Genomic DNA, 21,789 nt, shown 5'->3' on the forward strand with positions numbered 1-21,789 from the left:
TGGCCGCGTTTATGCTAAGCCCACTGCTTCGCCGTTATACCTGGAACAGCGCCTGGCTCTACAACGTCAGGATTTTTATCGCTCTTTGCGGCACGGCTGCCCTGCCGTGGTGGCTGAATGATGTCAAGCTCACCATCCCGCTCACGCTGGGGGTGGTGGCCGGGGCGCTTGCGGATCTGGACGATCGCCTGGCCGGGCGTTTGCGGAACCTGGTCATTACACTGGTCTGTTTTTTTATCGCCTCCGCGTCCGTTGAGTTGCTTTTCCCCTGGCCGTGGCTGTTTGCCCTGGGCCTGACGCTCTCCACCAGCGGGTTTATTTTGCTGGGCGGTCTGGGGCAGCGCTACGCCACTATCGCCTTCGGTGCCTTGCTGATCGCCATCTATACCATGCTGGGCGTTTCCCTGTACGACCAGTGGTACCAGCAGCCTGTGCTGCTGCTGTTGGGCGCCATCTGGTATAACCTGCTGACGTTAACCGGTCATCTGATCTTCCCGGTTCGCCCTTTGCAGGATAACCTCGCTCGCAGCTATGAGCAGCTAGCCCACTATCTTGAACTAAAGTCCCGGCTGTTCGACCCGGATATCGAAGAAGAAAGCCAGGCGCCGCTTTACGATCTGGCGCTGGCAAACGGCCAGCTGGTCGCCACCCTAAACCAGACGAAAGCCTCGCTTCTTACCCGACTGCGCGGGGATCGCGGCCAGCGGGGAACGCGCAGAACCTTACACTACTATTTTGCCGCTCAGGACATTCATGAACGCGCCAGCTCCTCGCACGTTCAGTATGCCGCCCTGCGCGAGAAGTTCCGCTACAGCGACGTCATGTTCCGCTTCCAGCGCCTGCTTTCCATGCAGTCTCAGGCATGCCAGCAGCTCGCGCGCTCCATTCTTCTGCGCACGCCCTATCAGCACGACTCCCGCTTCGAACGCGTGTTTAGCCATCTTGATGCGGCACTCGACCGCGTGCAGGCCAGCGGAACGTCACCGGAACAGATCAAAGCGCTGGGTTTTCTGCTCAACAACCTGCGGGCGATTGATGCTCAGCTGGCGACGATTGAGTCCGAGCAGGCGATGGCGCTGCCGGGCAGCGAGATGGATAACCAGCTTGCAGATGACAGCGTGCACAGCGTGAGCGATATGTGGCTACGTCTGAGCCGCAACTTCACGCCGGAATCGGCGCTGTTTCGCCACGCGGTGCGAATGTCCCTGGTCTTATGCGTGGGGTATGCTTTTATCCAGATAACCGGTTTGCACCACGGCTACTGGATCCTGCTGACCAGCCTGTTTGTCTGTCAGCCGAACTATAACGCCACCCGACACCGCCTGGCGCTGCGTATTATCGGCACGCTGGTCGGGGTCGCGATCGGCCTTCCGGTACTCTATTTCGTGCCGTCCATTGAAGGACAGCTGATCCTGATCGTGATTACCGGCGTGTTGTTCTTCGCGTTTCGCAACGTGCAGTACGCCCATGCCACCATGTTCATCACGCTGCTGGTTCTGCTCTGCTTTAACCTGCTGGGTGAAGGGTTCGAGGTCGCCCTGCCCCGCGTGCTCGATACCCTGATTGGCTGCGCTATCGCCTGGGCCGCCGTCAGCTTTATCTGGCCGGACTGGCGTTTCCGTAATCTACCGCGCGTGTTAGACAGGGCCATGAACGCCAACTGCCGATACCTGGATGCCATCCTTGAGCAGTACCATCAGGGCCGCGATAACCGCCTGGCTTACCGGATAGCGCGCCGCGATGCGCACAACAGCGATGCAGAACTGGCCTCGGTCGTCTCTAATATGTCAACGGAGCCTCGCGCCACGGCCGAGATTCGTGAGACGGCTTTCCGGCTGCTCTGCCTGAACCATACCTTCACCAGCTACATTTCCACGCTGGGCGCCCACCGTGAAAAACTCACCAACCCGGGCATCCTCAACCTGCTGGATGACGCGGTCTGTTATGTCGACGATGCTTTGCATCACCGGCCAGCCGATGAACCGCGCGTGAGGCAGGCGCTGGATGAACTGACCCAACGTATTGCGCATCTTGAGCCCGGGAACGACAGCAAAGCGCCTCTGGTGCTTCAGCAGATTGGCCTGCTCATCGCCCTGCTGCCAGAAATTTGCCGTCTGCAACAGCAAATCGCTACCTGGAGGAGTGATTCTCCTGTGGCTCAGGCAGCGCATTAAACCACTCCGTCAACTCCCGGCGAATGCCGGCCGGGAGTGCCGCCTCATGCAGCCCCTCGATCGCCCCTTCCAGCGCGAAGAGCACTTTAATACTCAGCGCTTTATTTTTTGCCCGCATCTTTAGCCAGCACTCCCTGGCGCCAAGCGCCCGCAGCGTTTCTTCGTTGGTTATGCCCGCTTCAAAGAGCAGTACTTCCAGCTGAAAGGTCAGGTTTGGCAGGTCCTTAAGTCGATTGCGCTGATGGCGCTGGTAACGCTCTTTTCTTGCCGCATTGAGTGCGAAAGAGGAGAGCTGAAGCAGACGCTCCCTGTCCTGCCACAGCCCGTCATCCACCCGGTAATAGTTGAGGAGCACCGGACGGCCCCGCTTCATCAGGGTCAAAAAAGAAGCGGCATTTTTCACACAGTATTTTGCGCTTTCTTCACAGGCGCGGAGATAGAGCTCACCGTCTGACACCATGGCAAAAACCGCATCATCCACCGCCAGGGTATAGCCGCCGAACAGCGCGCGATGATGAATTTCACCCAGCGGTGAGAGGTATTCCTGGGATTTATAAATCCGTTCATAAGATATCTTTTTCATGATATTTCCCTTCAAAATCATAAAGTAACAACGAAATTTCTTACTAGCGGATCCGTTAGCAGGAAAATAGGCAACTTAGCGTCGTTGAGCAAGATGATTTTTCGAAGGGCATCAACATTGAATGAATTTTGCGAGTCGCTTTCCGAAAATGAGGTTGATCTTTATGCACACAGGGGTTACTGTATATCCATACAGTAACTACAGGGCTGGAATGAATATGTACACTTCAGGCTATGCAAATCGCTCAACTTCTCTCTCCTCTACCGCGGGCACTGTCGCGCAGAACACCGTTGGGGGTGCTTCGACGGGGCTTATTAGTGAAGTGGTTTACCGTGAAGACCAGCCTCTGTTGACCCAACTCCTGCTGCTTCCGTTATTACAGCAGCTTGGTCAGCAATCGCGCTGGCAGCTCTGGCTGACGCCACAGCAGAAACTGAGCCGTCAATGGGTGCAGTCCGCAGGCCTGCCCCTGGCAAAGGTGATGCAGATCAACCAGCTTTCTCCCTGCGATACCGTCGAGTCGATGATTCGCGCGTTACGTACCGGAAATTACAGCGTGGTGATCGGGTGGTTACCGGAAGAATTGACGGAAGAGGAACATTTTCGTCTGACCGAAGCGGCTGAAGAAGGGAATGCGATCGGGTTTATCATGCGCCCGGTTCGTCCAGATTCTTATCGCAGAGGACAACTTTCTGGGCTAAAAATTCACTCAAATTTGTATCATTGAGTGAAATTAAGATTTTTCCTGGAATTTTTTTTGACCGCAAGATGCGGTTTTAGTTCCCGGCCTCAAAATTGCGGCAAGGCTTGTCTGGTGCGGTTCTCCTTAATTTTATTGCACAAAATTCGTTCTAAAAATGTTAAATAATAGGTATACGGAACTTTTTTTTTCATATGCCTGACAGACTTCACACTTGTAAGTTTTCAGCTACGTTGTAGACTTTACATCGCCAGGGGTGCTCGGCCTAAGCCGAAGATATCGGTAGATTTATATTTGACCACGCCCCCCGGTGAAGGATTTAACCGTGATTCTCTCTTGAGACCTTCATGGCGAATTTTGGATGATAACGAGGCGCAAAAAATGAAAAAGACAGCTATCGCGATTGCAGTGGCACTGGCTGGCTTCGCTACCGTAGCGCAGGCCGCTCCGAAAGATAATACCTGGTATGCAGGTGGTAAACTGGGCTGGTCTCAGTTCCACGACACTGGCTGGTACAACAGCAGCCTGAACAACGATGGCCCTACTCACGAGAGCCAGCTTGGTGCAGGTGCGTTCGGTGGCTATCAGGTTAACCCGTATGTTGGTTTTGAAATGGGTTACGACTGGTTAGGTCGTATGCCATACAAAGGCGACACCATCAATGGCGCTTTCAAAGCTCAGGGCGTTCAGCTGACCGCTAAACTGGGTTACCCAGTAACTGACGATCTGGACGTGTACACCCGTCTGGGCGGCATGGTATGGCGTGCAGACTCCAGCAACAACCTCGCTGGCGACGACCATGACACTGGCGTTTCCCCAGTATTCGCTGGTGGCGTTGAGTGGGCTATGACCCGTGACATCGCTACCCGTCTGGAATACCAGTGGGTTAACAACATCGGTGACGGTGCTACCGTTGGCGTTCGTCCAGACAACGGCATGCTGAGCGTAGGTGTTTCCTACCGTTTCGGCCAGCAGGAAGATGCAGCACCAGTTGTTGCTCCAGCGCCGGCTCCAGCTCCAGAAGTACAGACCAAGCACTTCACTCTGAAGTCTGACGTTCTGTTCAACTTCAACAAAGCGACCCTGAAACCAGAAGGTCAGCAGGCACTGGATCAGCTGTACACCCAGCTGAGCAACCTGGATCCTAAAGACGGTTCTGTAGTGGTTCTGGGCTTCACCGACCGCATCGGTTCTGACGCTTACAACCAGAAACTGTCTGAGAAACGTGCTCAGTCTGTTGTTGATTACCTGATCTCTAAAGGTATCCCAGCTAACAAGATCTCCCCACGTGGTATGGGCGAATCTAACCCAGTTACTGGCAACACCTGTGACAACGTTAAAGCTCGCGCTGCACTGATCGACTGCCTGGCACCAGATCGTCGCGTAGAGATCGAAGTTAAAGGCGTTAAAGACGTTGTAACTCAGCCAGCGGCATAAGTTATCGTCTTATAAAAAAACCCCGCCATGCGGGGTTTTTTATTGTCTGAAGAAAACAAAAATCTATTTTTTGCCCAACAACGCCTGAAGGTCGTTTTTCAGTGACGACATCTGGCTGGCGTACTTCTCTTTATGTTCGGCATCCTCAATCAGCTGCACGATGGTTTCCGACAGGGTCTTACCACGCCGTTGCGCCAGCCCGGCCAGACGCTGCCAGACCACGAATTCAAGGTCGATGGATTTTTTCCGGGTATGCTGATGCTCGGCATTAAAATGCCGTTTACGTCGCGCGCGGATAGTTTGCTTCATCCGGTTTAACAGCGCGGGATTAATGTGCTTCTCAATCCAGCCATTAACCTGTACCGGTTCATTTTCGAGGGTCAGCAAAATATCCACGGCTTCTTGCGCAGCGCTGGCTTCGATGTAGCAGGTGATCAGCTCCCCTTCACGGTGCTTTTTGACCAGGTACTTCCATTTCCAGCCGCTTTCGAGATTTTCCAGTTGTTGATATTTCATTGCGATCTCAGTGTTACCACGTAACTCTGTTCAGAATATCAGTTTTTTAGCAATCTGCTGAAAAGAAATCATATCCTGTGAGTGAGTGCAGCCAATCCGCCTGCTGAAATACCCAATCCTGCTTGGGTAGAGCCCCCCGCTTACGGTATACTCCACGCTTTTACATCTGACTAAAAAACATCAACTTTGACCATTACGAAACTAGCATGGCGTGACCTTGTTCCGGATGCCGAGAGCTATCAGGAACTGTTTGCACAGCCCGATCTCGCAAAAGAACACGAATTCATCCTTAGCGATACGCAACCACGCTTACATTATGCGCTGGAACAGACGTTAAGCCCGTGGGCGACATCGCCCTTCATGCTGCTGAAAGCCCCGGAAGAAGCGGAATATCTGACGCTGCTTGGGGATGCCATGCGCCAGCTGCGGCCGGACACCAACGCGGTATTTGGCGGCCAGTATCGTATCGCGGGGCATAATATTACCTTCGAACCGGCGGACCAGGCAGACGGTCGTTTTGCTGCTAAAGGCGAGGTGATTACCGCTAATTGGGTCGAGGCTGAACAGCTCTTTGGCTGTCTGCGCCAGTTTAACGGTGAGCTTTCCCTGCAGCCGGGGCTGGTGCATCGTGCAAACGGTGGCGTGCTCATCATCTCTCTGCGCACCCTGCTCTCGCAGCCGCTGCTGTGGATGCGCCTGAAAACCGTTGTGACTCAACAGCGCTTTGACTGGGTCGGCTATGACGAGTCTCGTCCTCTTCCTGTCTCCGTGCCGTCCATGCCGCTGTCGCTGACCGTCGTGCTGACGGGTGACCGCGAATCGCTGGCGGACTTCCAGGAGATGGAGCCGGAGCTGGCCGAGCAGGCGGTTTACAGCGAATATGAAGACAACATTCAGATTGCCGATGCGGACGACATGGCGCAGTGGTGTCAGTGGGTAATGGCCGTGGCGGAACGTTTTGCATTGCCAGCGCCTGCCGCTGACGCGTGGCCGGGTTTAATCCGCGAAGCCGTTCGCTATACCGGTGACCAGGAAACCCTGCCGCTCTGCCCGCTCTGGATCGGCAAGCAACTGCGTGAAGTGGGTACGATCAGCTGTAACGGTGCGTTTACCGGCGAACAGCTCACGCAGATGCTGGCGCAGCGAGAGTGGCGCGAAGGCTATCTTGCTGACCGCATGCAGGATGAAATTCTGCTGGAACAAATTCTGGTCGAGACAGAAGGCGAACGCGTTGGGCAGATCAACGCCCTCTCGGTGATCGAGTTTCCTGGCCATCCGCGGGCGTTCGGTGAACCCTCGCGAATCAGCTGCGTTGTGCATATTGGCGATGGCGAGTTTACCGATATTGAACGCAAGGCCGAACTGGGCGGCAATATTCACGCCAAAGGCATGATGATCATGCAGGCGTTTTTGATGTCTGAGCTGCAGCTTGAGCAGCAAATCCCCTTCTCCGCCTCGCTGACGTTCGAACAGTCCTACAGCGAAGTGGATGGCGATAGCGCCTCTATGGCGGAGCTGTGCGCCTTAATCAGCGCCCTGGCGGACGTGCCGATCAACCAGAACATCGCGATTACCGGTTCGGTCGATCAGTTTGGTCGTGCTCAGCCCGTTGGCGGTCTGAACGAAAAAATTGAAGGCTTCTTCTCTGTCTGCCAGCAGCGCGGTTTAAACGGCAAACAGGGTGTGATTATTCCGGCGCCTAACGTACGCCATCTCAGCCTGTGCCAGGATATTCTGGACGCGGTTGAACAAGAACAGTTCGCCATCTGGGCCATCGAAGGGATTGAGGATGCACTACCCTTACTGACAAACCTGGTTTGGGATGGCGAAGGTCAGACAACCCTGATGCAGACTATCCAGGAGCGCATTGCTCAGGCGACACAGCAGGATGCTCGTCATCGTTATCCATGGCCGTTACGCTGGATGGGTTGGTTCAGTTCGAACTGATCGGACTTGTTCAGCGTACACGTGTTAGCTATCCTGCGTCCTTCACTAAAATAAGGCTTACTGAGAACATGGTAGATAAACGCGAATCCTATACAAAAGAAGATCTTCTTGCCTCTGGTCGCGGTGAACTGTTTGGCGCGAAAGGCCCACAGTTACCGGCCCCGAACATGCTGATGATGGACCGTGTCGTGAAAATGACCGAAACCGGCGGCAACTTCGATAAGGGTTACGTAGAAGCAGAACTCGATATCAACCCGGACCTGTGGTTCTTCGGTTGCCACTTCATTGGCGATCCGGTAATGCCTGGCTGCCTGGGCCTGGATGCCATGTGGCAGCTGGTTGGCTTCTATCTGGGCTGGCTGGGTGGTGAAGGTAAAGGCCGCGCGCTGGGCGTGGGCGAAGTGAAATTCACCGGTCAGGTTCTGCCTACGGCGAAGAAAGTGACCTATCGCATTCACTTCAAGCGCATCGTTAACCGTCGCCTGATTATGGGGCTGGCGGATGGCGAAGTGCTGGTAGACGGTCGTCTGATCTATACCGCGAACGACCTGAAAGTGGGTCTATTCCAGGATACCTCTGCTTTCTGATAACGGCTTTTAGCCCCGTTCAGAAAGGCGAAACCTCCGCAATGCGGAGGTTTCTTTTTTTAAAGAGACGTTATCAGGCTATTAGTGCCCTGTCGCCGATGGCTTCTCGCCAGCCTCCAAGCCATTGTGACCTTTGATTTATCGTCTGATAAGGACACATTTCTTTCGAACGTCCAGCGATGCCGGCCTGATAACCACGTTGATGAGCCCGTTCCAGGCGATCTCGTTTCTGTCTCTTCATGCCTCGTTTCCCTCATTCTTTTGTCTGGTGGAAAGAAAACAGTGTCTACGCCAGATGCGCAGGCACAGATAACGAATACCCCGATTTACTCTCAGCGTCAATGTTCAAAATTCATACGGCTGTCATATTTGTGAGCTAGCTGGAAGATCATTTGTACAAAAATTGTGACCCGGCACAAGTAACAACCTGACGCAAAAACGAAAAAAAAACCGCAATCAGCACCAGGCCGATTGCGGTTTTTGACGATGAATTTTACTTATGGTAGCCGGGAAATTTCCCTGGCGATACTGGCTGACTCCTGCGCCCAACCCTGAGCCAGCATTTTCACCATTTCATCATAGCCATCCTTCTGCTGCTTCAGCTCCAGATGGAAAGGACGCTTAATCAGCTGTCCCTGATGATTTAACAGCCACTCGCCGCTGATGACAACGGCACCGTCATAACGACCGTGGAAGCCCGTTACCGTGACGTTCAGCGTATCCTGATCGCTTCCCAAAGGCTGGGAGGCAACAACCCAGCCCGGAAGCTGGCTACCCAGATTCGCCACCAGCGTATTGCGTAACTGCTGATCCAGCGGGCTGGCCCACAGGTTGTTGTTGGCGATAACGTACTGTACATCGCTGGTCTGATAGACCACCCCGTTGCCGGCCAGGTAATCTGGCACGGCGACCTGCTCAACCCACAGCAGACGGTTGCCCTGCGAGGCGGTAGTTTGCGTAACCGCCTGCGTCACCAGCGGCAGCTGGTAGTAGCTTTTCGTTTCGCTCCCGGAGCTACAGGCCGTGAGTACCATCGCTCCTGCAATCGCTAGCCATTTTTTCATTGTTTCGCCCTCTTCGGCTCAGGATCCTTTTTATCTTTCGCTTCGAACACCAGCGCATTGCTCTTCTCGTTGAGCGTTTTCAGAACCGGCTGCAGTTCGCGCAAGACCTGATCGAGACGCTGCATATCTGCCACCATCTTGTTGTACGCCGCCGAGCCAGGCTGGAAGCCCTGCATACTGCGGTTCAGCTCGCGCAGCGTTTTCTGCATATCCTGCGGCAGCTGCTGCATACTCTGGTTGGCTGTGATCTTGTTGATGTTGTCCAGCGTAGTCTGCAGGCGCTGCATCGTCGCCTGGCTTTGATGTAACGAACCTGTCGCCGCCTCAATCATTGGGTTCAGAGGCAGGTTGTTAATTTTATCCAGCGTTTCCATAAGACGCTGCTGGATCTGGGCCAGACCGCTGCTTACCGTTGGGATGATCTTGTAACCACCAAATTCACGCATACCGGTAATCGGCGGCGCTTTTGGATAGAAGTCCATATCGACATACAGTGCGCCGGTCACCAGGTTACCGGTTTTCAGCGAGCCGCGCAGACCGCGGTTCATCAGGTCGGTGATGTGCTCGCCGATATCCTGATTCTCACCAATCTGGTTGATCAGGCGCTCAGGCTCAATGCGGATCAGCACCGGAATACGGTAATCATCATCAAGCATCTGCTTAAGGCCAGGAACAAAGTAAGGCACTTGTCCCACCGTCCCCAGACGAATACCGCGGAACTCAACGGGCGCCCCAGGCTGCAGGCCGCGAACCGAATCCTTAAAGAACATCAGATAGTCGATGTGATCGGTATAGAGTGCATCCTGAATGCTTTTTTGATCGTCGAACAGGCGGAAAGCGGTGTTCTCCGCAACCGGCTGCCCCAGGTCCAGTCCTTCCGGCACGTCAAAACTCACGCCACCGCCAAACAGCGTTGTCAGCGAGCCCATTTCTACACGCATGCCCGCCGAGGTTAGATCCACCGCGATGCCGCTGTCTTTCCAGAAACGGACGTTGCTGGTGACCAGACGATCGTTAGGCGCATTGATGAACAGCTGATAGCTGATGGCTCTTTTCTGAGGATCGAAGGTGCTTTTCTCCACCGAACCCACGCGATAGCCGCGGAACAGCACCGGATCGCCCGCCGTGAGCTGGCCCGCTTTTTTACTGTCGAGGATCACGCGGATACCTTTTGCATCAGGCGGGGCAAGCGGAGGTGAATCCAGAAGCTGGTACTGCGCCGGCTGGCTGCCTTTTGCACCCGGCTGCAGCTCGATGTAGGCACCTGAGAGCAGCGTTCCTAAGCCGCTGATCCCCTCGCGCCCCACCTGAGGTTTAACCACCCAGAAAACAGAATCGCCGTGCAGCAGTTTTTCCATGCCGGCATTAAGACGCGCCTTAATCTCCACATGGGTTAAATCGTCGGTCAGGGTTGCGCTTTCCACCACGCCCACATCCACGCTGCGGCTTTTGATGGTCGTTTTACCGCCCTCAATTCCTTCGGCATTGGTGGTAATCAGCGTCACTTCCGGTCCCTGATGGCTGTAATGATAAAACAGGATCCATGCACCGATCAGCGCGGTCACGATGGGGAAAATCCACACCGGCGACCAGTTTTTGACCTTCTGCACTTTCGCCTCTCCACTCTTATTTTCCATGCTCTTACTCTTCCTCATGGCTTGATTCAGGCTCACGATCCCACGATAAACGAGGGTCGAAGGTCATGGCCGCAAACATGGTCATAATCACCACCAGTGCAAACATTAAAGCCCCCATCGCGGGATAAATACTCATCAAACCGCCCATCCGCACCAGCGCAGAGAGAACGGCAATCACAAACACGTCGATCATTGACCAACGACCAACAAACTCGACCACTTCGTAAATCAGGTGCATGCGTTCGCTGTCGCGCTTTCCGTGGCCTTTTGCATCCCAGCAGAGCCAGGCAATGGCGATCATTTTTAAGGTGGGCACCATAATACTGGCGATAAAAATCACGCCGGCGACAGGATAGGATCCTTCGCCCCACAGCAGTATGACCCCGGCAAGGATCGTCGAGGGCATTTTATCGCCGAGCAAATCGGTGATCATAATCGGCAGAATATTGGCGGGCAGATACAGCATGACGGACGTGACCAGCAGCGCCATCGTCCACTGCAGGCTGTTTTTACGGCGAACGTGGCCCTTCGTTTCGCAGCGCGGACAAACCTCAAGATCGGCGGGCAGCACGGCGGTGCAGCACGGGCAGGAACGAAGCCCCTGGCGGATACCCGGCACGCCGACCTTCACCGTCTGGGCAAGCGTCGGGGCCGGGGCGATATCGTCCCAGGCCCAGCGCCTGTCCACGCACTGGAAAGCGCGCAGCTGCAGGACGCAATACAGACACCAGGGAATAAAGCTGCTGCCTATCCCCACGTCGCCGTACGCCATCAGCTTCACGAAACTGACCAGTATCCCCGCCAGAAAGATCTCGGCCATCCCCCAGCTTTTGAGCTGAAAAAGGATGCGCGCAAGCCGGATTTTCAGCAATGACGGCATCCTGACGCGGTTAACCAGCAGCAGGATGACGACCAGGCAAAACGCCGGGACTATCTGGACGAACAGGAGAAAAAAGGTGCCGAGGCTGGCGTAATCTTCCGAGAACATCACGCCCGGGATTTCAAGCAGATTCACCTGGCTTGTCATCCCACCGACCTTCATATAGATGAAGGGGAAGAGATTGGAGAGCAGCAGCATGAACAAGGCTGCCAGCGCGTAGGCAGTGGGACGCTGCCGCGGCGCGTCCCATTCGGTTGTCAACGTCGCGCCACAGCGTGGACACAGGGCTTTATGTCCGTGACCAAGCTCTGGCAACGCCACGAGCATATCGCATTGCGAGCATAATATATGCCTGTCGGCATGGTGCTGGTCACACATATTTAATCCCTGTTTATGCGCCGTTTTTCAGAGACTCAAGATACTCCCAGCGCTCAAATGCTTCTTCCAGGGCTTTTTCAGCCGCGGACATTTCAGCCAGTACTTTCTGAGTATAGTCATGCGATTGGGTAAAGAATGATGCATCAGCAACCTGTGCTTGCAGCCCCTCAAGCGCGGCCTCCAGCTCTTCGAGACGCTGAGGTAGCCCCTCCAGTTCGCGCTGCAGGTTATAGCTTAGTTTAGCCGAGGTTTTCTTGACAGTTTCTGCTTTTGTTACAGCAGGTTCAGAACTTGTTCTGGACTTTGACTGTTTCTGCGCCAGAGACTGCGACTGCTGCCCTTTTGCGTCGTGATAACCGCCCACGTACTGACCAATTCGCCCTTCACTTTCGAAGATCCAGCACTCGGTCACGGTGTTATCCACGAACTGACGATCGTGACTAACCAGCATCACGGTTCCCTGATAACCGTCGATTAGCTCTTCCAGTAATTCCAGCGTTTCGACATCCAGATCGTTCGTCGGTTCATCGAGGATCAGCAAATTGCTTGGCTTCAGGAACAGACGGGCCAGCAAAAGACGGTTACGCTCCCCGCCGGAGAGCGCGCGCACCGGCGTCATCGCGCGTTTCGGGTGGAACAGGAAGTCCTGCAGATAGCCCAGCACGTGCCGCGGCTTGCCGTTTACCATCACTTCCTGTTTACCTTCGGCGAGGTTATCCATCACCGTGCGGTCCGGATCCAGCTCCGCGCGGTGCTGGTCGAAGTAGGCCACTTCCAGCTTGGTGCCGCAGTGAATGCGGCCGCTGTCGGCCTGCAGCTGGCCCAGCATCAGCTTCAGCAGCGTGGTTTTGCCGCAGCCGTTCGGGCCAATCAGCGCAATTTTGTCCCCGCGCTGAACCTGAGCGGAGAAATCTTTCACCAGCACTTTGCCGTCAACCTGGTAGTTAACGTTTTCCATTTCGAAGACAATCTTGCCGGAGCGGGACGCCTCTTCCACCTGCATTTTGGCGCTGCCCATCACTTCGCGGCGCTCGCTGCGCTCGCGTCGCATCGCCTTCAGGGCACGCACGCGGCCTTCGTTACGGGTACGGCGCGCCTTGATGCCCTGACGGATCCACACCTCTTCCTGCGCCAGCTTGCGGTCGAACTCGGCGTTCTGCAGCTCTTCCACGCGCAGGTTTTCTTCTTTCTCCAGCAGATACGTATCGTAATCGCCAGGATAGGTAACCAGCTTCCCGCGGTCGAGATCGACAATGCGCGTCGCCATATTGCGAATAAACGAACGGTCGTGCGAAATGAAGATGATGGTGCCGCTGAAGGTTTTCAGGAACCCTTCCAGCCAGTCAATCGCTTCAATATCCAGGTGGTTGGTTGGTTCGTCCAGCAGCAGTACCTTAGGGCCACTGACCAGCGCGCGGCCCAGCGCCGCTTTACGCAGCCAGCCGCCGGAGAGCGCGGACAGTTCCATATCCGCTTCGAGACCAAGCTGGGCCAGCACCTCGTTAATGCGGTTTTCCAGCTGCCACAGACCGTGGTGATCGAGCATCTCCTGCACTTTCGCCAGTTCGTTGAGGTTCTTGTCGCTCGGGTCGGTCATCACCAGATGCGAAATCTCGTGATAGCGCTTCAGGTACTCCGCCTGCTCGGAGATGCCTTCCGCCACGAAATCGTACACGCTGCCGGTCACATGACGCGGCGGATCCTGCTGGAGGCGGGAGACGATCAGATCCTGCTCGTACACGATGCGGCCGTCATCCAGCCCCTGCTCGCGGTTGAGGATTTTCATCAGCGTGGATTTACCCGCGCCGTTACGGCCCACCAGACAGACGCGCTCGTTATCTTCGATATGCAGCTCTGCATTATCGAGAAGCGGTGAGTCGCTGAAAGAGAGCCACGCGCCGTGCATACTAATTAATGACATTTATTTTTCCTTTCAGACCGCGGTAATCAACCAGCAGTTATGAATTTGACGGTTACGGGCGAAGTCCTGAGACAGCGTTTTTTGGCTGATTTCTTGTGCTTTCAGTCCCAGGGCTGCCAGGCCGTCATGATCCATACGGAAGCCGCGTTTGTTGTTCGAGAACATAATGGTGCCGCCTTTGCGCAGCAGGCGCTTCAGGTCGGTCATCAGGCGCAGGTGATCGCGTTGAACGTCAAAGCTATCCTCCATGCGCTTGGAGTTAGAGAAGGTCGGCGGATCGATAAAGATCAGGTCGAACTGCTCGTCGGTATCCCGCAGCCAGCCCAGCACGTCGGCCTGCATCAGGCGATGCTGGCGTCCGGTCAGACCGTTCAGGCGCAGGTTGCGTTCGGCCCACTCCAGATAGGTGCGGGACATATCCACCGTGGTGGTGCTGCGCGCGCCGCCGAGACCGGCGTGCACGCTGGCGCTCCCGGTGTAGGAGAACAGGTTGAGGAAATCTTTGCCCTTGCTCATCTGGCCAAGCATGCGGCGGGCGATACGGTGGTCAAGGAACAGGCCGGTATCAAGATAGTCGGTCAGGTTCACCCACAGGCGGGCGTTGTATTCGCCCACTTCGATAAAGTCGCCCTTTTCGCCCATCTTCTGGTACTGGTTTTTACCCTTCTGACGCTCGCGGGTTTTCAGAACCAGCTTGTTCGGCGCAATCCCCAGCACGGCAATGGTGGCCGCAATGACGTCCAGCATACGCTGACGCGCTTTTTGCGCATCAATGGTTTTCGGCGGAGCATATTCCTGAATCACCACCCAGTCCGCGTAGCGGTCAACCGCCACGTTGTACTCCGGCAGGTCGGCATCGTACAGGCGATAGCACTCGATCCCTTCCTGCTTCGCCCATTTTTCAAATTTCTTTAGGTTTTTGCGCAGGCGGTTGGCGTAATCTTCCGCCACGCCGGTTGGCTTGCTGTCCGCCGCTTTCTCTGCCAGATGGTAGTTTTTCTGCACGCAGTCCAGCGGGCCGTTTTTCGCTTTAAACTGGCGATCGGCACGCAGCTGCAGGCAGCTCAGCAGCTCCGGCGAAGCGCTGAACAGAGACAGGTTCCAGCCGCCGAAATAGTCCTTCATATTGCGGCCCAGCAGGCTGTGCAGAGCAATCAGCGCAGGCTCGCTGTCCAGACGCTCGCCGTATGGCGGGTTGCTGATCACGGTTCCGTACGGGCCTTTCGGCAGCGGGTTGGTCAGGTTCGCCACGTCTATCACCTCGAAGGTGACCAGCTCGCCGATACCGGCGCGACGGGCGTTGCTGCGGGCGCGTTCAATCACACGCGGGTCGCTGTCCGAACCGTAGAAGTGCGAGGTGTACTCCGCCAGGCCCTTACGCGCGCGGGTCTGCGCGTCGTCTTTAACCTCTTTCCAGAGCGCTTCGTCGTGCTGTGCCCAGCCCTTAAAGCCCCAGTGGCCGCGGTGCAGCCCCGGCGCACGGTCGGTTGCCAGCATTGCGGCCTCAATCAGCAGCGTACCGGATCCACACATTGGGTCGAGCAGCGGCGTGCCCGGCTGCCAGCCGGAGCGCATCACGATGGCGGCGGCCAGGGTTTCTTTGATCGGCGCCATACCGGTGCGATCGCGGTAGCCGCGCAGGTGCAGACCGGCGCCGCTCAGATCGAGGGAGATGCTTGCCGTGTCGCCGTTCAGCCAGACGTTGATACGCAGGTCCGGATTTTCGCGATCGACGTTCGGACGTTCCTTATTTTTACGCGTGAAGCAGTCAACAATCGCGTCTTTTACGCGCAGGGCGCCGTACTGGCTGTTGCGGATCTCGTCGTTGACGCCGTTGAAATGCACCGCGAAGGTGGCGTCAGGCGTGAAGATCTCTGTCCAGTCGATCATCTGTACGCCGGTGTAGAGATCCAGGTCGCTATAGACCTTGCACTCCTTCATCGGCAGCATGATGCGCGACGCCAGACGGCTCCACATCAGGCTCTGGTAAATAAGCCGCGTGTCGCCCTCAAAATGGACACCACCCTGAACCACCTGGCACTCTTGCGCGCCGAGGGCTTCCAGTTCAGTTTTTAACAGCTCTTCCAGCCCACGGGCCGTACTGGCAAACAGAGAATTCATATCGTCACTTTTACTCTTAGAAAATTGTCGCGCATTATAGCTAATATGGCGTGTATGTCATAAAGTTGAAGGCTTATTTTCATTTGCGGGAGTGTGCAGTGGCGACGTTATCCAGGCTTTTTATTCATCCGGTGAAATCCATGCGCGGCATCGGCGTCTCTCACGCGCTGGCAGACATGAGCGGGTTCGCCTTCGATCGTATTTTTATGGTCACCGAGCCTGACGGGACGTTTATCACCGCACGCCAGTTCCCGCAAATGGTTCGCTTTACCCCTTCACCGCTTCATGATGGTTTGCATCTGACCGCGCCGGACGGTTCCAGCGCGGTGATCCGCTTTGCTGATTTTGCGACTGTCGACGCGCCAACGGAAGTATGGGGCAACCATTTTACCGCCCGCATCGCACCGGATGAAATTAACCGCTGGCTGAGCGGCTTCTTCTCCCGCGACGTGCAGCTGCGCTGGGTTGGGCCGGAACTGACGCGTCGCGTCAAGCGCCACGACGCCGTTCCCCTCTCCTTCGCGGATGGCTTCCCGTTCCTGCTCACCAACGAAGCGTCGCTGCGTGATTTACAGAATCGCTGTAAAGCCAGCGTACAGATGGAACAGTTCCGTCCGAACCTGGTGGTGACGGGAGTCGACGCCTGGGATGAAGATACCTGGAAAGTCATCCGCATCGGCAGCGTCATCTTTGATGTCGTCAAACCCTGCAGCCGCTGCATTTTCACCACGGTAAGCCCCGAGAAAGGCCAGAAGCATCCTTCCGGCGAGCCGCTGAAAACGCTGCAATCGTTCCGTACCGCACAGGACAACGGCGATGTCGATTTCGGCCAGAACCTGATCCCGCGCTCCAGCGGCGCGATCCGCGTAGGCGATGAGGTTGAAATTCTCGCCCGCGGGCCGGCGAGAGTGTACGGCTCGGGCCAGGAAGAAGAAATGGTTGACGTTGTGACAAACGTCGCCTCTGCGGTGGATATTCACTGGCAGGGCAAGATTATTCGTGGCAACAATCAGCAGGTGCTGCTGGAGCAACTGGAGCAAGCCGGTATTCGCGTACCGTATTCCTGCCGCGCGGGAATTTGCGGATGCTGCCGCATCAGGCTGCTGGAGGGTGAAGTGAGTGCGCTGAAAAAATCTGCAATTGGAAATGACGGCACAATCCTGTGCTGTAGCTGCGTACCGAAAACGTCGGTACAGCTGGAAGCTTAAACCGCCTGTTCGAGGCTGAAGGAATCTACGCGCAGCTGTGGCTTCAGCCTGTCATTCATGACTTTGATCGCATCACCTAACTGCATTACGCGCCCGGCAATCGTCACGCCGGGCTGCGCCAGCAGACAAAGTGCGGCGTTTTCGCCCGGCTCAACGACTAATAAACTCACCTCTTCGGCGGTATCGCTCAGGTTAACGCTGGCCGCATCACCCGTTGCTGGCGTCCAGTCCATGCCGTGAGGCAGGAAATGCCAGCTTTTCGGCATTTGCGGTTTCAGGAAACGGATAGCCACCAGCGCATTTAATACCAGTTCGGCACGCTGCTCTTTTGAGAGCTCCAGATCGCGGCATTTTTCTTCAAAGGAGAAATAAAGCGCCGCATCGTCAACGCAAAAGCCCGATGGAGAAAACGCGTCCGGGGTTAACATTCGGCGGGCAAAACGAGAACGAAACAACATGCCATTGGCTAAATCGAGCATCATGCGATCGTGTTCGTCGCAAAAATACCAGCGCCAGTTATCGTCAGGTTTAATTCGCATGTTTCTCTCCCGTCCCCAAACGTCCTGTACTAAAAATGTCCTGTTGGCCGCTTCGTTTATAACACTAGTAATAAAAGACTATAATGTCTAAATAAGCAACAGTGACGGAATATAAAACAACCAGGGCTGGAAATAAAGCCCTGGTTGTCTGATTAAGAGAAAAGATTAGATATGAGTAACGATTTCTTTAATCAGCGGCGGGCCTTTAAAAATAAAGCCGGAATAGATTTGCACCAGTGACGCACCGGCCGCCATCTTCTCGCGCGCAGCAATCACCGAGTCGATACCGCCGACGCCAATAATCGGTAAACGGCCATTTAATTCCGCAGACAGAGCGCGAATAATTTCGGTGCTTTTTAATTGTACCGGACGGCCACTTAACCCACCCGCTTCGTCACAGTTTTTCATTCCCTGAACGAGCGAACGATCGAGCGTGGTATTCGTTGCAATCACCCCATCGATATTATGGCGAACCAAACTGTCGGCAACCTGGATCAATTCTTCATGAGAAAGATCCGGCGCGATCTTCACCGCGACCGGAACATATTTATGGTGGATCGCCTGGAGTTCATTTTGTTTATTTTTAATGGCACTCAGAAGATCGTCCAGCGCTTCGCCATATTGTAACGAGCGTAAACCCGGGGTATTAGGTGAGGAAATATTCACCGCGATATACCCGGCATAGGCGTAGACTTTTTCCATACAAATCAGATAGTCATCTTTACCCTGCTCAACCGGCGTATCTTTATTTTTGCCAATATTGATGCCTAACACCCCATCGAAATGGGCTTTCTTCACGTTCTCCACCAGATGATCAACGCCGAGGTTATTAAAGCCCATGCGGTTGATCAGTCCTTCGGCTTCGACCAGGCGGAACAGACGCGGTTTGTCATTTCCCGGCTGCGGGCGCGGCGTGACGGTACCAATTTCGATGGAGCCAAAGCCCATCGCGCCCAGGGCATCGATGCACTCGCCATTTTTGTCCAGACCGGCCGCCAGACCCAGCGGATTTTTAAAGGTCAGACCCATGCACTGCACAGGCTTTTCCGGCACGTTTTGGCGCACCAGTGCCGCCAGAGGCGTGCCTGTAATGCGACGTAATTGCTGGAATGTAAATTCATGAGCGCGCTCGGGGTCGAGCTGGAAAAGGGCTTTACGAACGAAGGGGTAGTACATGAACTCTCCTGGATTCCCGGTGTGCAAACCGGGAGGGGATTATGGGCGATCCCGTCGCGAAAGGGAATTGACCTGCGGCAAAAAAACGGCGTAAAACGCAATCGTTTTCCTGCCTTTCCCTTTCTTATGCAGTTTTTTGCATTTTAATTGCGGATAAATCATTTAGTGGAATAACCGCGCGGTGTCACACTCCTGAAAATTGTTATGAATGTTAGATAAAAGCAAACAATTAGTTATAAGGAGGATGTATGCGCGTCATTACCCTGGCCGGAAGTCCACGATTCCCTTCGCGTTCCAGCGCCCTGCTGGAACATGCCCGTGAAAAGCTCAACGCCCTGGACGTGGAAGTGTGCCACTGGAATCTGCATAACTTCGAGCCTGAAGATTTGCTGTATGCCCGCTTCGACAGCCCCGCGCTGAAAACCCTCACCGAGCAGCTCAAGGAAGCGGACGGCCTCATCGTTGCGACCCCGATTTATAAAGCCTCTTTTTCGGGCGCGCTGAAAACCCTGCTCGATCTTCTCCCCGAGCGCGCGCTGGACGGCAAAGTGGTGCTGCCGCTGGCAACGGGCGGCACGGTGGCACATTTACTGGCGGTGGATTACGCCCTGAAGCCGGTGCTGAACGCCCTGAAGGCGCAGGAGATCCTCCACGGCGTTTTCGCGGATGATTCGCAGGTCATTGACTACCAGCATAAGCCGCACTTCACGCCGAATCTGCAAACGCGCCTTGATGCCGCGCTGGAAACCTTCTGGCACGCCCTGCATCGCCGGGATATCCAGGTTCCTTCTTTTACTCCGCCTCAGGGAGTCGCACATGTTTAAAACCTTAACCCGTCTCGGACTGGCTGGCCTGATGGCGTTTACCGCGCTGGCGCATGCCGCAGAAACCGCACCGGACAGCTTACGCATTGGCTACCAAAAAGGCAGCGTCAGCATGGTGCTGGCAAAAAGCCACCATCTGCTGGAAAAACGCTTCCCGGACACCAAATTCTCCTGGGTGGAGTTCCCGGCAGGGCCGCAGATGCTTGAAGCGCTGAACGTCGGCAGTATCGATCTGGGCAGCACGGGCGACATCCCGCCTATTTTTGCTCAGGCTGCCGGGGCAGACCTTGTCTACGTCGGCGTAGAACCCGCGAAACCGAAAGCCGAGGTGATTCTGGTACCTGAAAACAGCGACATTAAAAGCGTCGCCGACCTTAAAGGACGTAAGGTCGCTTTCCAGAAAGGCTCCAGCTCGCACAACCTGCTGCTGCGCGCCTTACAGGAAGCCGGGCTCAAGTTCACCGACATTCAACCCGTTTACCTGACGCCTGCCGACGCGCGCGCCGCGTTCCAGCAGAAGAACGTTGATGCCTGGGCTATCTGGGATCCGTACTACTCTGCGGCATTACTGCAGGGCGGCGTTCGGGTGCTGAAGGACGGCACCACGCTGAAACAGACCGGCTCGTTCTACCTCGCCGCGCGCCCTTACGCGGAAAAAAACGGCGCGTTTATTCAGGGCGTGCTGGATACCTTCACGCAGGCAGATGCTCTGACCCAAAGCCAGCCTCAGGCGAGCATTGCCCTGCTGGCAAAAACCATGGGCCTGCCTGAACCGGTGATCGCGAGCTATCTCAGCCACCGTCCACCCACCACCATTTCACCGGTAGACGCGCACGTCGCCGCGCTTCAGCAACAGACCGCTGACCTCTTCTATCAAAACCGCCTGGTCCCAAAACAGGTCGATATTCGCGAACGCATCTGGCAGCCCGCAGGCAAAGAAGGAGCTAAATCATGAGTCTGAATCTTTTCTGGTTTTTACCCACCCACGGCGATGGGCACTATCTTGGCACAGAAGAGGGTTCGCGCCCGGTTGACCACGGCTATCTGCAGCAGATTGCGCAGGCGGCGGACCGAATCGGTTTTACCGGCGTGCTGATCCCGACCGGACGCTCGTGCGAGGATGCCTGGCTGGTCGCCGCGTCGATGATCCCGGTCACCCAGCGCCTTAAATTCCTGGTTGCATTGCGCCCGAGCGTCGTCTCCCCCACCGTGGCGGCGCGTCAGGCGGCAACGCTGGACAGGCTCTCCAACGGCCGGGCCCTGTTCAACCTGGTGACGGGCAGCGATCCGCAGGAGCTGGCGGGCGACGGCGTGTTCCTCGACCATACCGAGCGCTATGAAGCCTCCGCCGAGTTTACCCGCGTCTGGCGACGCCTGCTGGAAGGCGAAACCGTCACCTTTGAAGGCAAGCATATTCACGTTCGCGACGCGAAGCTCTACTTCCCGCCGGTGCAGCAGCCGCGTCCCCCGCTCTATTTTGGCGGATCGTCGGATGTGGCTCAGGATCTGGCCGCCGAGCAGGTCGATCTCTATCTGACCTGGGGCGAGCCGCCCGAGCTGGTGAAAGAGAAAATTGCTCAGGTCCGCGCCAAAGCCGCCGCCCATGGCCGCAGGGTGCGCTTCGGCATTCGCCTGCACGTGATTGTGCGCGAAACCAATGAAGAAGCCTGGCAGGCGGCAGACCGTCTGATCTCCCAGCTGGATGATGAGACCATCGCGAAGGCGCAGGCCGCGTTTGCCAAAACCGACTCCGTCGGGCAGCACCGCATGGCCTCTCTGCACAACGGCAGGCGCGAGAATCTGGAAATCAGCCCGAACCTGTGGGCGGGCGTCGGTCTGGTACGCGGCGGCGCGGGCACGGCGCTGGTCGGCGACGGCCCGACCGTAGCCGCCCGGATTAATGAATACGCTGACCTGGGCATCGACAGCTTTATTCTTTCCGGCTATCCGCATCTGGAAGAGGCCTACAGGGTGGGCGAGCTGTTATTCCCGCATCTGGACGTCGCCGTTCCGGAAATTCCGCAGCCGCAGCGGCTCCAGCTGCAGGGCGAAGCCGTGGCGAACGAGTTTATTCCGCGCAAAGCCGCGCAGAGCTAA

At 55.9% G+C, this 21,789-nt stretch carries 19 protein-coding genes; 9 read left to right on the forward strand and 10 right to left on the reverse strand.

Annotation, left to right across the window (positions count from 1 at the left end):
• The first annotated feature begins 11 nt into the window (after positions 1 to 11).
• Entirely contained in the window at positions 12 to 2,174 is a 2,163-nt protein-coding gene (gene yccS, locus OSH03_RS04490; RefSeq protein WP_045261705.1) for a YccS family putative transporter, read from the forward strand.
• On the opposite strand, the gene OSH03_RS04495 is transcribed toward yccS, so the two are convergent.
• Entirely contained in the window at positions 2,131 to 2,757 is a 627-nt protein-coding gene (locus tag OSH03_RS04495; protein WP_061098669.1) for a TfoX/Sxy family DNA transformation protein, read from the reverse strand. The genes yccS and OSH03_RS04495 overlap by 44 nt on opposite strands.
• 217 nt (positions 2,758 to 2,974) lie before the next feature.
• On the opposite strand from OSH03_RS04495, the gene sulA reads away from it, so the two are divergent.
• Positions 2,975 to 3,484, forward strand: a complete 510-nt coding sequence (gene sulA / locus OSH03_RS04500) for an SOS-induced cell division inhibitor SulA (protein ID WP_041910604.1) — start codon at positions 2,975 to 2,977, stop codon at positions 3,482 to 3,484.
• A gap of 354 nt (positions 3,485 to 3,838) precedes the next feature.
• Positions 3,839 to 4,894, forward strand: coding sequence for a porin OmpA (gene ompA / locus OSH03_RS04505; protein WP_266178379.1), 1,056 nt, complete (start codon positions 3,839 to 3,841; stop codon positions 4,892 to 4,894).
• Positions 4,895 to 4,957: 63 nt separating this feature from the next.
• On the opposite strand, the gene matP is transcribed toward ompA, so the two are convergent.
• Positions 4,958 to 5,410, reverse strand: coding sequence for a macrodomain Ter protein MatP (gene matP / locus OSH03_RS04510; protein WP_253541439.1), 453 nt, complete (start codon positions 5,408 to 5,410; stop codon positions 4,958 to 4,960).
• 186 nt (positions 5,411 to 5,596) lie between these two features.
• Between matP and OSH03_RS04515 the strand changes: the two genes are divergently transcribed.
• Together OSH03_RS04515 and fabA are read left to right on the forward strand one after the other, a co-directional pair.
• Entirely contained in the window at positions 5,597 to 7,357 is a 1,761-nt protein-coding gene (locus OSH03_RS04515) for an AAA family ATPase (protein ID WP_266178380.1), read from the forward strand.
• 68 nt (positions 7,358 to 7,425) lie between these two features.
• Positions 7,426 to 7,944, forward strand: coding sequence for a bifunctional 3-hydroxydecanoyl-ACP dehydratase/trans-2-decenoyl-ACP isomerase (gene fabA, locus OSH03_RS04520; RefSeq protein ID WP_000227926.1), 519 nt, complete (start codon positions 7,426 to 7,428; stop codon positions 7,942 to 7,944).
• A 73-nt stretch (positions 7,945 to 8,017) separates the two neighbouring features.
• On the opposite strand, the gene rmf is transcribed toward fabA, so the two are convergent.
• The 6 genes from rmf to rlmKL all read right to left on the reverse strand — a co-directional run bounded on the left by rmf (position 8,018) and on the right by rlmKL (position 15,945).
• Positions 8,018 to 8,185 carry a ribosome modulation factor gene (gene rmf, locus OSH03_RS04525; protein ID WP_013097261.1) on the reverse strand — a complete coding sequence of 56 codons (168 nt, stop codon included), beginning with the start codon at positions 8,183 to 8,185 and terminating at the stop codon, positions 8,018 to 8,020.
• Positions 8,186 to 8,441: 256 nt separating this feature from the next.
• Positions 8,442 to 9,008, reverse strand: a complete 567-nt coding sequence (gene pqiC / locus OSH03_RS04530; protein ID WP_266178381.1) for a membrane integrity-associated transporter subunit PqiC — start codon at positions 9,006 to 9,008, stop codon at positions 8,442 to 8,444.
• Positions 9,005 to 10,645, reverse strand: a complete 1,641-nt coding sequence (gene pqiB / locus OSH03_RS04535) for an intermembrane transport protein PqiB (protein WP_047364232.1) — start codon at positions 10,643 to 10,645, stop codon at positions 9,005 to 9,007. The genes pqiC and pqiB overlap by 4 nt, the downstream gene beginning before the upstream one ends.
• Positions 10,646 to 10,649: 4 nt before the next feature.
• Positions 10,650 to 11,903: a membrane integrity-associated transporter subunit PqiA gene (pqiA, locus tag OSH03_RS04540; RefSeq protein WP_266178382.1), complete on the reverse strand. Its 1,254-nt coding sequence runs from the start codon at positions 11,901 to 11,903 to the stop codon at positions 10,650 to 10,652.
• Between the two features lie 13 nt (positions 11,904 to 11,916).
• The gene (locus OSH03_RS04545) at positions 11,917 to 13,824 is read right to left on the reverse strand and encodes an ABC transporter ATP-binding protein (RefSeq protein WP_266178383.1); all 1,908 of its coding nucleotides are present in this window, start codon (positions 13,822 to 13,824) and stop codon (positions 11,917 to 11,919) included.
• Between the two features lie 12 nt (positions 13,825 to 13,836).
• Positions 13,837 to 15,945 carry a bifunctional 23S rRNA (guanine(2069)-N(7))-methyltransferase RlmK/23S rRNA (guanine(2445)-N(2))-methyltransferase RlmL gene (rlmKL, locus tag OSH03_RS04550; RefSeq protein WP_266178384.1) on the reverse strand — a complete coding sequence of 703 codons (2,109 nt, stop codon included), beginning with the start codon at positions 15,943 to 15,945 and terminating at the stop codon, positions 13,837 to 13,839.
• A 98-nt stretch (positions 15,946 to 16,043) separates the two neighbouring features.
• On the opposite strand from rlmKL, the gene OSH03_RS04555 reads away from it, so the two are divergent.
• Positions 16,044 to 17,153, forward strand: a complete 1,110-nt coding sequence (locus OSH03_RS04555) for a YcbX family protein (RefSeq protein ID WP_266178385.1) — start codon at positions 16,044 to 16,046, stop codon at positions 17,151 to 17,153.
• Here OSH03_RS04555 and zapC read toward each other — a convergent pair.
• Positions 17,150 to 17,692 (reverse strand): cell division protein ZapC, encoded by a 543-nt coding sequence (zapC, locus tag OSH03_RS04560; protein ID WP_151412834.1) that lies wholly within the window; start codon positions 17,690 to 17,692, stop codon positions 17,150 to 17,152. The two genes, OSH03_RS04555 and zapC, sit on opposite strands and share 4 nt — an antisense overlap.
• A gap of 165 nt (positions 17,693 to 17,857) precedes the next feature.
• Positions 17,858 to 18,868, reverse strand: coding sequence for a quinone-dependent dihydroorotate dehydrogenase (gene pyrD, locus OSH03_RS04565; RefSeq protein WP_061098677.1), 1,011 nt, complete (start codon positions 18,866 to 18,868; stop codon positions 17,858 to 17,860).
• Positions 18,869 to 19,116: 248 nt separating this feature from the next.
• Here pyrD and ssuE point away from each other — a divergent pair, with 248 nt between their 5' ends.
• The 3 genes from ssuE to ssuD are packed head-to-tail and all read left to right on the forward strand — an operon-like array spanning position 19,117 to position 21,789.
• Complete coding sequence (ssuE, locus tag OSH03_RS04570) at positions 19,117 to 19,692, forward strand: NADPH-dependent FMN reductase (RefSeq protein ID WP_266178386.1); 576 nt, start codon at positions 19,117 to 19,119, stop codon at positions 19,690 to 19,692.
• Entirely contained in the window at positions 19,685 to 20,647 is a 963-nt protein-coding gene (locus tag OSH03_RS04575) for a sulfonate ABC transporter substrate-binding protein (protein ID WP_266178387.1), read from the forward strand. Before ssuE ends, OSH03_RS04575 begins: the two co-directional genes overlap by 8 nt.
• The gene (gene ssuD, locus OSH03_RS04580; RefSeq protein ID WP_266178388.1) at positions 20,644 to 21,789 is read left to right on the forward strand and encodes an FMNH2-dependent alkanesulfonate monooxygenase; all 1,146 of its coding nucleotides are present in this window, start codon (positions 20,644 to 20,646) and stop codon (positions 21,787 to 21,789) included. The genes OSH03_RS04575 and ssuD overlap by 4 nt, the downstream gene beginning before the upstream one ends.

Origin of the sequence: Enterobacter nematophilus, from assembly GCF_026344075.1 — a bacterium.
Classification (GTDB): Bacteria; Pseudomonadota; Gammaproteobacteria; order Enterobacterales; family Enterobacteriaceae; genus Enterobacter; species Enterobacter nematophilus.